Source organism: Xenophilus sp. Marseille-Q4582 (assembly GCF_916700565.1).
Classification (GTDB): domain Bacteria; phylum Pseudomonadota; class Gammaproteobacteria; order Burkholderiales; family Burkholderiaceae_C; genus Xenophilus.
Genome location: NZ_CAKAKO010000003.1, coordinates 627,410 through 641,466, shown reverse-complemented (window position 1 = coordinate 641,466; position 14,057 = coordinate 627,410). Strand labels below are relative to the sequence as shown.

Genomic DNA, 14,057 nt, shown 5'->3' with positions numbered 1-14,057 from the left:
ATGTTCGATTTCCTCATCCGCATCGTTCTGTTCTTCTTCGGGCTCGTGTTCGCGGCCAGCCTGGCGGTGGCAGCCCTGCTGCTGCTGGCCGTGTGGGGCCTGCGCATGGCCTGGGCGCGGCTCACGTGCCGGCCCGTGACGCCCTGGACCGTGATGTTCGGCCAGCGCTTCGACCCGCGCCAGGGCTTCGAGCGCTTCCGCGCTGCGGCCGGCCGCCACGCGCGCGCGCCCTCGGCGGCGGACGTGACGGCGGCCCGCGCACGCGGCGAATCGGCCTACAGCCCGGTCAGCAAGCCGGGGCGCATCGGCCGTGGCGGCGACGTCACGGACGTGCGTGCGCGCCCCGTCGACAGCGCGGGCTGAATCCGCGCGCCGGTCCGCCCGGCACGCGCGCCATGGTCCTCGCCGAGGCGCGCTCGCGGCGGCGCTTCCTGCACGAAGACGTCATGCGCATGGTGCAGCGCGGCGGCAATGGCGTACATTGCAGCGCAGGGGGCCTCGTTTTCAGGGGTCACATTCAGAAGGAGCGCACGTGGCCACACCGAACTACGGTTACGAGAAACGCCAGAAGGAACTGGCCAAGAAGCAGAAGAAGGAAGACAAGGCGCGCGCCAAGGCAGAGCGCAAGCTCAACCCCAGCAGCCAGGGGCTGATGCCCGGTGACCCGGAAACGGACGTGGCGTCGCTGGAGCGCGATCCGCCTTCCATCCCCGACGAACCTACCAAGGACGGCTGAGGCCGCCGGCCCGCACCGGTGGACGAACGGTCGTGCAGGCGCGAAGGCCGCTGACCCGGCAACGGGCAGCGGCCTTCGTCGTCTTCGCGGGCCGTCCGGGGTCTGCCCCCGGACGCGCCCTTCTCAGCGCAGCAGCTTGCGCAGCTCCGGCCAGACGTTGTCCAGGATGCGCGGATGCGCGTCGGCAAGCGGATGGATGCGGTCGGCCTGGAACAGGCTGGACGCTTCCGGCACGTCGGCCACGTTCTTGAGCAGGAAGGGCACGAGCGCCGACTTCGTGGCCTGGGCCACGCGCGGGAAGATCTCGCCGAAGCGCCGCGTGTAGTCGCTGCCGTAGTTGGGCGGCACCTGGATGCCGACCACCAGCACCTTCGCGCCGGCACGCTGCGAGGCCTCGGTCATCTGGCGCAGGTTGTCCTCGGTGCCCTTGAGCGGCAGGCCGCGCAAGGCATCGTTGGCGCCCAGCTCCAGCACCACCACGTCGGGCTTGTGCTGCGCCAGCAGCGCCGGCAGCCGCGCCCGGCCGCCCGAGGTGGTGTCGCCGCTGATGCTGGCATTGACCACGCGCGCGGGGATCTTCTGCTGCGCCAGCCTTTTCTCCAGCAGCGCCACCCAGCCCGTGCCGCGCGCGATGCCGTATTCGGCCGACAGCGAATCGCCCACCACTAGCACCACGGGCTCCCTGGCACCGGCCTGGGCCTGGGCCACCGAAAGACCCGCCGTGCCGAAGGGAAGCGCCAGTGCTGCGCTCAGGATAATGAGACGTCGTTTCAGCCGCATCGAGAACCTTTCATTCATGTCCACGCCCGTCCCCGAAGCCATCGTCGCTGTCGAGCATGTGTTCAAGTCCGTCAGCGATTCGACCGGGACGCTGGACATTCTGCAGGACATCGATTTCACCTTGGGCGCCCGGGAAACTGCGGCCATCGTGGGCGCGTCGGGCTCGGGCAAGAGCACCTTGCTGTCCATCATCGCGGGGCTGGACGTGCCCACGCGCGGCACCGTGCGCCTGGCCGGCCAGGACCTGTTCGCCATCGACGAGGACGAGCGCGCCGCGCTGCGCGCCCGGCAGGTGGGCTTCGTGTTCCAGAGCTTCCAGCTGCTGGGCAACCTGACGGCGCTGGAGAACGTGATGCTGCCGCTGGAGCTGGCCAGCCGCCGCGATGCGCGTGCGGCCGCCACCGAGATGCTGGGCCGCGTGGGCCTGGGCCAGCGCCTGTCGCACTATCCCAAGGTGCTGTCGGGCGGCGAGCAGCAGCGCGTGGCGCTCGCGCGGGCCTTCGTGGTGCAGCCGCAGCTGCTGCTGGCCGACGAGCCCACCGGCAGCCTGGACTTCGCCACCGGCGAGCAGGTGATGAAGCTCATGTTCGAGCTCAACCGCGAACTGGGCACCACGCTGGTCCTGGTCACGCACGACCGCAGCATCGCGGCGCAGTGCGAGCGGCGCCTGACCATCGAAGCCGGCCGCGTGGCGCGCAACGAGCAGGGCGCGCAGGCCGACGCACCGGTCTGAGAGCCTGTTCAGTGTCTCCAAGGGGTCGCGTTGGGGCGCAATCGGGAGGCGATCGGCGTTGCGGCGCGCCGCATGGGCGGGTGCCCATGCAAGCGACGCGGCGCTGAGCGGGCCCGATTTCGCCCCAACCCTTCGGGCAGCCGCCTTGCCGGGCGTCCTGCGGCGTTGCAGCGCTTGCGCGTAGATCACTACGAGCGGCGCGCTGCGCCTTGCAGGCCACCCGGCAAGGCGGCTGCGCGGCCCCTTGGAGACGCTGAACAGGCTCTGAGGGCGGAACAAGCGTGGGCCAGCGGCCGCAGGCGGCCCCGCCGGCTGTGGCTTTCGTGCACAACGCCGCGCCGCGCACGGCCTGTGCGCGCCGTCCTGCACGCCGCGGCGCAGGGCGCCCTCGATAATCGCGCGCCATATGGCTTCTTCCCCCAAAGTGATCTTCGGTTTCCATGCCGTCAGCGTGCGCATCAAGATGGCACCGGCCTCGGTGATCGAAGTGTTGTTCGATGCAAGCCGGCGCGACGCGCGCATGAAGCAGTTCCTTGCGCGCGCCCAGGAAGCCGGCGTGCGACTGATCGAGGCCGACGGCCTGCGCCTGGCCAAGCTGGCCGGCAGCCACGGCCACCAGGGCGTGGCCGCGCGCGTGGAAGCGGTGGCCCAGACCCATTCGCTCGATGACCTGCTCGACGGCCTGGATGCAGCCGGCACCGTGCCGCTGCTGCTGGTGCTCGATGGCGTGACCGACCCGCACAACCTCGGCGCCTGCCTGCGCGTGGCCGACGGCGCCGGCGCGCATGCCGTCATCGCGCCCAAGGACCATGCGGCCGGCATCAACGCCACGGTGGCCAAGGTGGCCAGCGGCGCGGCCGAGAGCATGCCCTACTTCATGGTCACGAACCTGGCGCGCACGCTCAATGAGCTCAAGGAGCGCCACATCTGGTGCGTGGGCACCAGCGACGACGCGCCCGGCACGCTCTACCAATGCGACATGAAGCGCCCGCTGGCGCTGGTGCTGGGCGCCGAGGGTGCCGGCATGCGCCAGCTCACGCGCAAGACCTGCGACGAGCTGGTCAGCATCCCGATGGCCGGCGCCGTGGAGAGCCTAAACGTGTCGGTCGCCAGCGGCGTGTGCCTGTACGAGGCGCTGCGCCAGCGGCAGCCTGCCCTGAACCATTGAAGAAAAGGAGGCCCCCTTGGCAGCAGATAGTTCGAACCGCGAAGGCTTGCAGCTCAACGACAAACTGGTCTTCGACTTGCAACTGGCCCTGTACCTGGACCTGGTGGCCGTGCTGGAGCGCTCCGGCGTGGTCAGCTATCGCCAGATGGCGGCGCGCGTGCTCAACATCAGCATGAATGCGCGCGAGGACGGCGACCACAACCTCGCCGACGTGCTCGAAGGCATCGCCAGCGGCTTCTCTCGCCAGGAAGGCGGCCTGTCGGTGGAACTGCTCAAGGTCGCGAGCGAGCTGCGCGACGACGAAGCCCTGGGCGACATCCCGTCGCGGCCCGAGGGCATCTGAGGGCTGGCGTCAAACATTGATTGAACGCAGGCCGCCGGGACTGCGTCGCTTCTTCCGTTCTCCCGAACTTCCGCGCTTCCGTTGCCTTCGGTGCGTCAGGCCGAAGGCGTGGCTCCTTCCTCGGCGCTGGCCGCATCCAGCGCAGCGATAGTGGCCGGACTCAGCTGCAGCTGGGCGCCCCGCACCAGTTCCTGCAACTGCTCCAGTGAGGTGGCACTGGCGATCGGCGCCGTCACTGAAGGCCGTGCGATCTGCCAGGCCAGCGCCACTTGGGCCGGCGTGGCCTGGTGCGCCGCAGCGGCTTCGTCCAGCGCCGCCAGCACGCGCAGTCCGCGCTCGTTGAGGTACTTGCCCGTGGTGCTCGCGCCGCGGGCGCTCTTGGCCGCATCGGCCGCACTGCGGTATTTGCCGGTCAGGAATCCGGCGGCCAGCGCATAGAAGTTGATCACGCCCACCTCGCGCGCGCGGCACAGCGGTTCCAGCTCGGCTTCGTACACGGCACGGTCGTACAGGTTGTAGAGCGGCTGCAGCGATTCGTAGCGCGGCAGGCCCAGGCGCTCGCTGGTGTCCAGCGCCTGCGCCAGACGCGGCGCACTGTAGTTCGAGGCCCCGATGGCCCGCACCTTGCCGGCCTGGATCAAGTCGGCGAAGGCGCCCAGCGTGTCTTCCAGCGGCGTGTCGGCATCGTCGTCATGCGACTGGTAGAGGTCGATGTAGTCGGTCTGCAGGCGCTGGAGCGAGGCGTCCACGGCCTCGCGGATGTAGCGCGGCGACAGGCCTTTGCGGTCGTCGCCCATGGGCTTGCCGACCTTGGTGGCCAGCACGATGCGGTCGCGCTTGCCACTGGCCTTCAGCCATTGGCCCAGGATGGTTTCGGACTCGCCACCGGTGTGGCCGGGCACCCAGCGCGAATAGACGTCGGCGGTGTCGATGAAATTGAAGCCGGCGTCGAGCCAGGCGTCGAGCAGGCGAAAGGACTGGGCCGCGTCCACGGTCCAGCCGAACACGTTGCCGCCGAAGGCGAGCGGGGAGACTTGCAGGCCGGAACGACCCAGGGCGCGGTGCTGCATCCATGCACTCCAATGAAGAAAGGGGCGCCCAGTGTGCAGGCGGCTCCAAAACGCAGTGGCGTACGCGGATATAGAGGCGGATGCAGGCGGCGATTGCCGGGCCGGCCTGGGCCCCGCGCGTTCAGACCCAGCCCAGCACGCCCAGCAGTGCGCCTGCCGCCAGCAGCCACAGCAGGTGCAGCCGCGTGCGCCAGACGACGAAGGCGGCTCCGGCGCTCAACAGCCAGCCGTGCCAGGCGGGCAGGGCGGGCGCGTCGTAGTTGCCGGCCAGCACGCAGCCGGTGCCGATCAGCAGGCCCACCACCACGGGCGCCATGCCCAGCTTGAAGGCCTGCACGTCGCGCCGCGTGCGGTTGCGGTGCGCCCAGCGCGTGGCCAGGTAGGTGAGGGTGGAGCTGGGCAGCAGGATGCCGACCATCGTGGTCATCAGCCCGAGCAGGCCCAGCGCCCAGGCCGGCGGGCCGCCGCCGATGCCGCCGCCCGCGTTGAGTCACACGTTCCAGCCCATCAAGCCGACGAAGAGCACGTTGGGCCCCGGCGCGGCCTGCGCGATGGCGACCGACGAATTGAGCTGCGCGGCGCTGAGCCACTGCTTTTCATCGAACAGGAAGCGGTGCATCTCGGGCACGGTGGTGATGGCGCCGCTGACCGAGATCAGCGACAGCAGCATGAACTGGCCCAGCAGCGCCAGCCAGTCGGTCCAGTGCAGGGCGATGCTCATGGGCAAACCCTTCGTGCTGCGCACGTCGGGCGGGAGCGCTTTCGGGGCGGTCGTGCGGCGTTCATGGCGCGATCCTTCGCCAGGTGAGCCAGCACGCGGGCAAACCCACGCCCAGCAGCACCCCCACCAGGGGCAAGCGCCACCACGCGATCAGCGCCACCATCAGACCCATGATGGCCAGGCAGGGGCGCAGGCCCAGCGGGTGGCTGCGCAGGGCCGCGATGAGCTTGATGCCGGTGGCCGCCACCAGCCCGCCGGCTACCGCGCCCATGCCGCGCAGCGCGCCGGCCACCTGCGGATGGCCCTGGTACTGCGCATAGCAGGCCGTTGAAAAATCCCCTGCGAGCGTCCGCGTCGGCCGCTACGATCTGAAGCCATCCCGGAACAACTGCGACAAGAAAGATGAGAGGCAACCAAGACTTCCAGGGGGCGATGTTTAGCTACATCAGCCTTGAAGAAAGAGTGCCAGCGGCACACCCGCTGCGCAAGTTGCGCGCCGTGGTGGATGCGCTGCTGTCGAGCATGAACAGCGAGTTCGAAGCGGTGTACGCCCGCCGTGGCCGCCCCTCGGTGCCGCCGGAGATGCTGCTCAAGGCCTTGCTGCTGCAAATCCTGTTCTCCATCCGCAGCGAACGCCAGCTGGTCGAGGCGGTCAACTACAACCTGCTGTACCGCTGGTTCGTGGGCCTGAACATTGAAGACAAGGTCTGGGACCACTCCACCTTCAGCGCCAACCGCGAACGCCTCTTCAACGAAGACCTGGCGCGCGCCTTCTTCGAGCGCGTCAAGCTCAGCGCCCAGTGGGGCCGGCTTGCCAGCGACGAACACTTCAGCGTGGACGGCACGCTGATTGAGGCCTGGGCCTCGCACAAGAGTTTCAAACGCAAAGACGACGACAGCGGCACGCCACCCGGACGCAACCCCGAGGTGAACTTCAAAGGGCAGGAGCGCTGCAACGACACCCACGCCAGCACCACCGATGCCGATGCCCGGCTGTTCAAGAAGAGCGCGGGCGACAAATCTCGCCTGTGCCACATGGGGCACATCCTCATGGAGAACCGCAACGGGCTGATCGTGGATGTGGAGATCACACATGCCAGTGGCACCGCCGAGCGCGAGGCGGCGCTGGCGATGCTCAAACGCCGGGGAAACAAGAACAAGCGGGCCACGGTCGGGGCCGACAAAGGTTACGACAGCCAGGCCTTCATCAAGGGCTGCCGAACGCTCAAAGTCACGCCACACGTGGCGGCCAAGGACAAGCACTCGGCGGTCGATGGCCGCATCCGGCGCCACGAGGGCTACAAGACCAGCCTCAAAGTGCGCAAGCGCATCGAGGAGGCCTTTGGCTGGATCAAGACAGTGGGTGGTCTGGCCAAGACCAAATTGATCGGTCAGGCCAAGCTCGCGGGCCAGGCGCTGCTGTGCTTTGCCACCTACAACCTGGTGCGCATGGGCAGTCTGGGCGGCTGGTGGGACGCGCATCATGCGTGAACCATGGGATACGTGCGCCCGGAACGGGCAAAACGGCCTGCAAACAGGCCGAAATGGCCGCTCCAATCGCTGCGCAGGCCAGTTTGGGCGATCCGTTTCTTCGAAATCCACGACCCTGGCGCGTTCGATGAGCATTTTTTCAACGGCCTGATAGAGCACGGCCAGCGCCAGCACCACGAGCAGGGGCACGCTCAGCATGCCGGCCAGCGCCGCCAGCGCGCCGCGCAGGCCGAAATGGCGGTCGCCGATCATCAGCGAGAGGTTCACCACGTTGGGCCCGGGCATCACCTGGGCCACGGCCCAGTCTTCCAGGAACTCCTCGGTCGTGAGCCATTTTTTCTTCTCCACCATCTCGCGCTGCACGATGGCGAGCACGCCGCCGAAGCCCTGCAGCGCGAGCCAGGTGAAGGACACGAACAGGTCGCCCGGCGAACGCGGCGCGGGGCGCGCCGCGGCGGATGCGGGCGCCGAAGAGGAGGGTGCGGGAGCCGTCATGGGAAGGGCGCGATTGTCGTGCCGCCCTGCCATCGCCCGACTACAGCCCGATGTCGTGATGGATGACACCGCAAGCCGCCGCGGCGATTTGAGGGCCGTTGGCGGCGGTGATATGGTTCGCGCCATGCGAGTGAACCTGTACCCATCTTCCCTCGTGGCCGCGCGCCGCGCTTTCCCGCTGACCGTGCTGGCCGCCCTGGCGCTGGCAGGTTGCGGCACCTCGGTGCCGCTGCCGCCCATGCCTCCGATCTCGCAGCCCCAGCCGGCGCCGCCGCCCCCGCCAGCGCCGGCGGACGTGCCGCCGCCCGCGCCGTCGGCGCCCGTGCGCGACCCGCAGCTGGCCGCCTTCAGCACGCGCCTGGACGGCCGCAACCAGGTGCCGCCAGTGCACAGCATGGGCACGGGCACCATCGATGCGGTGCTCAACCGCGACACGGGCCTGTTCCGCTGGCAGATCAGCTACTCCAACCTCAGCAGCCCGGTCACGGCCATGCACATCCACGGCCCGGCCGAAGTGGGCAGCAACGCCGCGCCGCTGATCGGCTTCAACCCGCCCTTCGAAAGCCCCTGGCGCGGCGAGCTCACGCTGACGCCCGCCCAGGCCGCCGACCTGCTGGCCGGCCGCTGGTACCTGAACATCCACACGGCGCGCTATCCCAACGGCGAGCTGCGCGGCCAACTGATCGAGCGGCGCTGATGGCCGGCGCGCAGGCGCCGCGCGAGCCCGGCGATGCCGAGCCGGCCCGCCCCCCGGCCGCCGGCCTGCCCGACGCGCATCGCGCGCTGGTGCTGCAAGGCGGCGGCGCGCTGGGCGCCTACCAGGCCGGCGTGTACGAAGCGCTGCTGGCGCGCGAGCCTTCGCTCGACTGGGTGGCCGGGGTGTCCATCGGCGCCATCAACGCGGCGCTGATCGCGGGCAACCCGCCCGAGCGCCGCGTGGCCCGGCTGCGCGAATTCTGGCAGCTGGTGTCTTCGGGGCCGGGCCAGCAATGGCCGCACTGGGCCGGCGATCGGCGATGGCTCAACCAGTGGAGCGCGGGCTCGGCCATCGTCGCAGGCATCCCAGGCTTCTTCGAGCCGCGGCGCAGCCCTGTGCTGATGCTGGGCCCTGCCGCGCCGGTGCTCAGCTACTACGACACGGCGCCGCTCCAGGCCACGCTGGAGCGGCTGGTGGACTTCGACCGCATCAACGACGGCGCGATGCGCTTTTCGGTCGGTGCCGTCAACGTGCGCACGGGCAATTCGGTCTACTTCGACAACCGGCGCCAGAAGATCGGCCCTGAGCACATCATGGCCAGCGGCGCGCTGCCGCCGGGCTTTGCGCCAGTGCACATCGACGGTGAAGATTATTGGGACGGCGGCATCGTCTCCAACACGCCGCTGCAGTACGTGCTGGACGAGCATGACCGCGACGAGCGCCTGCTGGTGCTGCAGGTGGACCTGTTCAGCGCGCGCGGCGAGATGCCGCGCACGCTGGGGGAAGTGCTGGCGCGGCAGAAGGACATCCAGTACTCGAGCCGCACGCGCATGAACACCGACGTGCTGGCCGGCAACCTGAACCTGCAGGAACAGCTGGCCGCGCTGCTCAAGAGCCTGCCGGCCGCGCAACGCCGCAACCCGGCCGTGGCGCACCTGTGCGCCCAGCTGCAGCATGCGCCCATCGACATCGTGCAGCTCATCTACCGCCACAAGCCCTACGAGCTCGATTCCAAGGACTACGAGTTCTCGCGCATCACGGTGGAGGAGCACTGGGAGGCCGGCATGCGCGACCTGGAGCGCAGCTTCACCCACCGCGAATGGCTGCGCCGCGTGTCGCACGGGGCCGGCGTGACGACCTGGGACCTGGGCGAGCCCGAGGCGCCGCGGGTGCGCCATCCGCGGCCCGGCGCCGGTAAGTCCCCGGGCGCCCAACGCCCGAAGGCGTGAGGCCGACGCCCGTCCCCATGCGCCTACTCGTGCTCGAAGACGACCTGATGATCGGCGAGGCGCTGGTCGACCTGCTGCGCGCCGAGCATTACGCGGTCGATTGGGTCAAGGACGGCGAGATGGCCGACACCGCGCTGCGCACGGGCGAGTACGACCTGGTGCTGCTGGACCTGGGCGTGCCGCGCCGCGACGGCCTGGAGGTGCTGCGTGCCCTGCGCGCGCGCCGCCAGCGCATGCCGGTGCTGATCGCCACCGCGCGCGATTCGGTGCGCCAGCGCATCGAGGGCCTGGACGCGGGCGCCGACGACTACGTGCTCAAGCCCTACGACCTGGACGAGCTGCTCGCGCGCATCCGCGCGCTGATCCGCCGCGCTGCGGGCCGCGCCGAGCCGGTCTACGAGCACCGCGGCGTGAGCCTGAACCCGGCCACGCGCGAGGCCAGCGTCGACGGCCGGCCGGTCGTGCTGTCGGCGCGCGAATGGGCGGTGCTGGAGCCGCTGATCGCTCGCCCGGGCATGACCCTGTCGCGCGCGCAGCTGGAGGAAAAACTCTATGGCTGGAAGGACGAGATCAGCAGCAACGCCGTGGAGGTCTACGTGCACGGCCTGCGCAAGAAGCTGGGCGCCTCGCTGATCCGCACCGTGCGCGGCCTGGGCTACCGCGTGCCGCGCGAAGACGAGCGGGACGAGGCCTGATGGCTGCAGGCCTCGGATCTTGAACGCGCCGCCATGCTGAAGTCCCTGCGTGCCCGCCTGCTGGCCTTCCTGCTGGCGGCCATTGTGCTGGCAGGCGGCGTGCAGGCCGTCGTCACCTACCGCACGGCGCTCAAGGAGGCCGACGCCATCTTCGACTACCACATGCAGCAGATGGCCCTGTCGCTGCGCGCGGGGCTGCCGCCCAGCGCGACCGTCCAGGGCCTGGGCGACGGCGAGCAGAACTTCGAGTTCATCGTGCAGGTGTGGTCGCTGGACGGGCGGCGCATCTTCGAATCGGCCGAGGACGCGCTGCTGCCCCAGCTGGCGGTGCTGGGCTTCACCGAGGTCCAGGCGCGCGGCACGCAATATCGCGTGTTCTCGATGCAGACGCGCGGCCAGGTGATCCAGGTGGCGCAGGACCTCGCGCCGCGCCGCCGCATGGCGGGCGCGCTGGCCTGGCGCACCGTGGCGCCGGTGGCGCTGATGGCGCCGCTGCTGATGCTCGTGGTGGGCGGGGTGGTGGGCAGCGCGCTGCGGCCCGTGGCGCGGGTGCGCGCCCAGGTTGCGGCGCGCCAGCCCGACGATCTTTCGCCCGTGAGCGGCGAGGGCCTGCCTGAAGAGGTGGCGCCGCTGGTCGAGGAGCTGAACCTGCTGTTCGCGCGCGTGCGCAGCGCCTTCGAGGCGCAGCAGCATTTCGTGGCCGATGCCGCGCACGAGCTGCGCTCGCCGCTGGCCGCACTCAAGCTGCAGGTGCAGGGCCTGCGCCGGGCCGGCGACGAGGCGGCGCGCGAGCAGGCCGTGCAGCGCCTGAACGCCGGCATCGACCGCGCCACGCGCCTGGTCGAGCAATTGCTCGTGCTCGCGCGGCAGGAGGCGCAGGCCACCGGGGGCGCGGCGCCCGCGGCCGTGGATCTGCAGGCGCTGGTGCGCGAGGCCGTCGAGGAAGCGCTGCCGGGCGCCCGCGCGCGCCGCATCGACCTGGGTGTGGCGCAGGCCGACGCGCGGGTGCTGCCGGCCCATGCCGAGGCGCTGCGCATGCTCTTGCGCAACCTGATCGACAACGCGCTCAAGTACACCCCTGAAGGCGGCCAGGTCGACGTGTCGCTGCAGGCCTTGCCCGACGGGGGCGCGCGCCTGGCGGTGCAGGATTCGGGCCCCGGCCTGCCGCCGGCCGAGCGCGAACGCGTGCTCGACCGCTTCTACCGCGCCCCCGGCAGCACGCCCGGCGGCAGCGGGCTGGGCCTGGCCATCGTGCGCGCCGTGGCGCAGTGGCATGGCGCCTCCCTGCAGCTGGACGAGGCCCCGGCACTGGGCGGCCTGCGCGTGCGCGTCGACCTGCCGGGCTGAACGCGCCGCCAGGACGGCTTAAGGCAGGCCTAAGCACTCGCGCCGACATTCCTTGGCAACAAAGGGCGGATGGGCCGCCCAGAGCACAAGGAGTCTCGGATGAACACGCAATCGATCACCACGCCGCGCCGTCTGGTGCTGGCCTTGGCCGCAGCCGGTGTGCTGGGCGCGGCAGCCACGGGGGCGTACACCAGCGCCAACGCGGTGAACGGCGCGGCGGCCGCGGCGCCGGTGGCGGCGGCTGCCGCCCCGGTCGCGGGCGCGCCGGACTTTTCCGCCATCACGGCCCGCAGCGGCCCGGCCGTGGTCAACATCAGCGTCTCGGGCATCACCAAGACCGCCGCCAGCGATGACGACGGCGACGACGCGCAGACCGCCCCCGGCCTGCAGCCCGGCGACCCGCTGTACGAGTTCTTCCGCCAGTTCGGCGCGCCGGGCCTGCGCGGGCCGCACCAGGGCATGCCCGGCCAGCCGCAGCCCACGCGCTCGCAGGGTTCGGGCTTCATCATCAGCCCCGACGGCATCATCCTGACCAATGCGCACGTGGTGCAGGGCGCCAAGGAAGTGACCGTCAAGCTCACCGACCGGCGCGAGTTCCGCGCCAAGGTGCTGGGCGCCGACGCCAAGACCGACGTGGCCGTGCTCAAGATCGACGCGAAGAACCTGCCCACGGTGCCGCTGGCCAATCCCAAGGACCTGAAGGTGGGCGAATGGGTGCTGGCCATCGGCTCGCCCTTCGGCTTCGAGAACACGGTGACCGCCGGCGTGGTCAGCGCCAAGGGCCGTTCGCTGCCCGATGACAGCTTCACACCCTTCATCCAGACCGACGTGGCCATCAACCCGGGCAACTCGGGCGGGCCGCTGTTCAACAGCCGCGGCGAGGTGGTGGGCATCAACTCGCAGATCTACAGCCGCAGCGGTGGCTACCAGGGTGTCTCCTTCGCCATCCCGATCGACCTGGCGGTGCGCGTGAAGGACCAGATCGTGGCCACCGGCCATGCCAGCCACGCCAAGCTGGGCGTGGCGGTGCAGGAGGTGAACCAGGCTTTCGCCGATTCCTTCAAGCTCGACAAGCCCGAGGGCGCGCTGGTGTCGCAGGTGGAGAAGGGCGGCGCTGCCGACAAGGCCGGCCTGCAGCCCGGCGACGTGATCCTCAAGGTGGACGGCCAGCCCATCGTGGCATCGGGCGACCTGCCGGCCATCATCGGCCAGACCCTGCCGGGCAAGAAGGTGGCCATCGAGGTGTGGCGCCAGGGCCACGCGCAGGAGCTGACCGCCACGCTGGGCAATGCCTCGGACAAGACGCAGGTGGCCCAGGCCGACGCGCCGGTGGCCAAGGGCCAGCTGGGCCTGGCGCTGCGGCCCCTGCAGCCGCAGGAGCGCGAGGTGGCGGGCGTCAGCGCCGCGCAGGGCGGCCTGGTGATCGAGAACGCGCGCGGGCCGGCCGCGGCGGCGGGCATCCAGCCGGGCGACGTGCTGCTGGCCGTGAACGGCGTGCCGGCCAGCAATGTGGCGCAGGTGCGCGAAACCGTGGCCAAGTCCGACAAGTCGGTGGCGCTGCTGATCCAGCGCGGTGAGCAGCGCATCTTCGTCCCGGTACGGCTGGGCTGAGATTCCCCGGCTTCAGTGGCCGGGCCCGATGGCGATGGCACTCCCCGGCTCCTCTTGGGGCGCCGGGGCGGCCAGCGGCAGGAAGATGTCGGTCAGCAAGGCCTCGGGGGGCGTGTCGCGCGGGTTGTTCAGGTACTCCTCGAACACCGGCAGATCTGCTGCGGCATGGCCGCTTTCCACCAGCCAGCGACCATACAGCCACGCGTAGGCTGCGCGCATGGTGGCATACGGCCCGCGATGGCGCAGCACCGCGCAGGGCTGGCCTCCCAGCGCAAATCGGGTGAGGGAAGCGGGAGCGGCGATGTGCTGCGGCAGCGAGAGCCCGGCCCGCGCATGCAACTGGCCCTCCGGCACCGCGTCCGGGTCATCGAAGTAGACCGCCAGCCATCGGGTGTCGGGCCGCATCAACCGGGCGGCAGACAGGTGCGCGAAGCTGGCCTCGAAGGCTTGGCCCACGTGCATGTAGGAGCCGTGGTGATCCAGTCCGGCCAGGTGAACGACCGCCACTTCACGCACCTCGACGGTGTATCCGGCCGCCAGCACGGGGGCCGTGCCGGCGCGGAAGAGCTGGTGCGCGCCTTGCCGGCGGTAGGCGCTGGGGCTGCAGCCATAGCCTTCGCGAAAGGCGCGCGCAAAGGACTGCACGTTCGGATAGCCGCAGCGGCGCGCGATGTCTGCCACCGGCAGCGCACTGTTGGCCAGATGGCCGGTGGCGCGCTGCAGGCGCAGTCGGCGCACCGTGGCGGCGATGGTTTCGCCGTACAGCGCGGCATAGGTGCGGTGCCAGTGAAAGGGCGACATGTGGGCGAGCTCGGCCAGGCGGGCCAGGTCCAGGGGCGCGTCCAGGTGTTCGTGAACATGGGCGAGCACGCGCGCCATGCGTGCGTGGTAGTCGATCCGGCCACGCCTGGCGCTCACGACACATTCCCTGCTGGCAGGCG

The 14,057-nt window shown here is 70.4% G+C and carries 14 protein-coding genes and 3 pseudogenes; 11 read left to right on the top strand and 6 right to left on the bottom strand.

Features of this window, described 5'->3' with window-relative positions:
- Together LG388_RS13555 and LG388_RS13550 are read left to right on the top strand one after the other, a co-directional pair.
- On the top strand, positions 1 to 363 hold the full coding sequence (locus LG388_RS13555; protein WP_225783248.1) for a hypothetical protein: 363 nt from the start codon (positions 1 to 3) through the stop codon (positions 361 to 363).
- 169 nt (positions 364 to 532) lie between these two features.
- A complete protein-coding gene (locus tag LG388_RS13550; protein WP_225783247.1) occupies positions 533 to 736 on the top strand; it encodes a hypothetical protein in 204 nt (67 codons plus the stop codon).
- Between the two features lie 123 nt (positions 737 to 859).
- On the opposite strand, the gene LG388_RS13545 is transcribed toward LG388_RS13550, so the two are convergent.
- Positions 860 to 1,516, bottom strand: coding sequence for an arylesterase (locus LG388_RS13545; RefSeq protein ID WP_225783246.1), 657 nt, complete (start codon positions 1,514 to 1,516; stop codon positions 860 to 862).
- Positions 1,517 to 1,532: 16 nt separating this feature from the next.
- Here LG388_RS13545 and LG388_RS13540 point away from each other — a divergent pair, with 16 nt between their 5' ends.
- The 3 genes from LG388_RS13540 (at position 1,533) to LG388_RS13530 (ending at position 3,760) form a co-directional block, all read left to right on the top strand.
- Positions 1,533 to 2,249 carry an ABC transporter ATP-binding protein gene (locus LG388_RS13540; RefSeq protein WP_225783245.1) on the top strand — a complete coding sequence of 239 codons (717 nt, stop codon included), beginning with the start codon at positions 1,533 to 1,535 and terminating at the stop codon, positions 2,247 to 2,249.
- A gap of 406 nt (positions 2,250 to 2,655) precedes the next feature.
- Positions 2,656 to 3,417, top strand: coding sequence for a 23S rRNA (guanosine(2251)-2'-O)-methyltransferase RlmB (gene rlmB / locus LG388_RS13535; RefSeq protein WP_225783244.1), 762 nt, complete (start codon positions 2,656 to 2,658; stop codon positions 3,415 to 3,417).
- 16 nt (positions 3,418 to 3,433) lie between these two features.
- Entirely contained in the window at positions 3,434 to 3,760 is a 327-nt protein-coding gene (locus LG388_RS13530; RefSeq protein WP_225783243.1) for a hypothetical protein, read from the top strand.
- Between the two features lie 95 nt (positions 3,761 to 3,855).
- On the opposite strand, the gene LG388_RS13525 is transcribed toward LG388_RS13530, so the two are convergent.
- The 3 genes and pseudogenes from LG388_RS13525 to LG388_RS13515 all read right to left on the bottom strand — a co-directional run.
- A complete protein-coding gene (locus LG388_RS13525) occupies positions 3,856 to 4,830 on the bottom strand; it encodes an aldo/keto reductase (RefSeq protein ID WP_225783242.1) in 975 nt (324 codons plus the stop codon).
- A gap of 121 nt (positions 4,831 to 4,951) precedes the next feature.
- A pseudogene (locus LG388_RS13520) lies at positions 4,952 to 5,551 on the bottom strand (chromate transporter).
- Between the two features lie 61 nt (positions 5,552 to 5,612).
- Positions 5,613 to 5,864, bottom strand: a pseudogene (locus LG388_RS13515) (chromate transporter); the annotation flags it as partial.
- 89 nt (positions 5,865 to 5,953) lie between these two features.
- Between LG388_RS13515 and LG388_RS13510 the strand changes: the two are divergent.
- The gene (locus tag LG388_RS13510; RefSeq protein WP_225783240.1) at positions 5,954 to 7,042 is read left to right on the top strand and encodes an IS5-like element ISCte5 family transposase; all 1,089 of its coding nucleotides are present in this window, start codon (positions 5,954 to 5,956) and stop codon (positions 7,040 to 7,042) included.
- Between the two features lie 150 nt (positions 7,043 to 7,192).
- On the opposite strand, the pseudogene LG388_RS13505 reads toward LG388_RS13510, so the two are convergent.
- Positions 7,193 to 7,537 (bottom strand): annotated as a pseudogene (locus LG388_RS13505) (chromate transporter); the annotation flags it as partial.
- 124 nt (positions 7,538 to 7,661) lie between these two features.
- Here LG388_RS13505 and LG388_RS13500 point away from each other — a divergent pair.
- The 5 genes from LG388_RS13500 to LG388_RS13480 all read left to right on the top strand — a co-directional run bounded on the left by LG388_RS13500 (position 7,662) and on the right by LG388_RS13480 (position 13,116).
- The gene (locus tag LG388_RS13500) at positions 7,662 to 8,234 is read left to right on the top strand and encodes a CHRD domain-containing protein (protein ID WP_225783239.1); all 573 of its coding nucleotides are present in this window, start codon (positions 7,662 to 7,664) and stop codon (positions 8,232 to 8,234) included.
- Positions 8,234 to 9,463, top strand: coding sequence for a patatin-like phospholipase family protein (locus LG388_RS13495; protein ID WP_225783238.1), 1,230 nt, complete (start codon positions 8,234 to 8,236; stop codon positions 9,461 to 9,463). The genes LG388_RS13500 and LG388_RS13495 overlap by 1 nt, the downstream gene beginning before the upstream one ends.
- A gap of 17 nt (positions 9,464 to 9,480) precedes the next feature.
- Complete coding sequence (locus tag LG388_RS13490) at positions 9,481 to 10,158, top strand: response regulator (RefSeq protein WP_225783237.1); 678 nt, start codon at positions 9,481 to 9,483, stop codon at positions 10,156 to 10,158.
- A gap of 33 nt (positions 10,159 to 10,191) precedes the next feature.
- Positions 10,192 to 11,505: an ATP-binding protein gene (locus LG388_RS13485; RefSeq protein ID WP_225783236.1), complete on the top strand. Its 1,314-nt coding sequence runs from the start codon at positions 10,192 to 10,194 to the stop codon at positions 11,503 to 11,505.
- Between the two features lie 99 nt (positions 11,506 to 11,604).
- Positions 11,605 to 13,116: a DegQ family serine endoprotease gene (locus LG388_RS13480; RefSeq protein WP_225783235.1), complete on the top strand. Its 1,512-nt coding sequence runs from the start codon at positions 11,605 to 11,607 to the stop codon at positions 13,114 to 13,116.
- Between the two features lie 12 nt (positions 13,117 to 13,128).
- Here the strand turns inward: LG388_RS13480 and LG388_RS13475 are convergent, their stop codons facing one another.
- Positions 13,129 to 14,034 (bottom strand): GyrI-like domain-containing protein, encoded by a 906-nt coding sequence (locus tag LG388_RS13475; RefSeq protein ID WP_225783234.1) that lies wholly within the window; start codon positions 14,032 to 14,034, stop codon positions 13,129 to 13,131.
- Between the last annotated feature and the right edge of the window lie 23 nt (positions 14,035 to 14,057).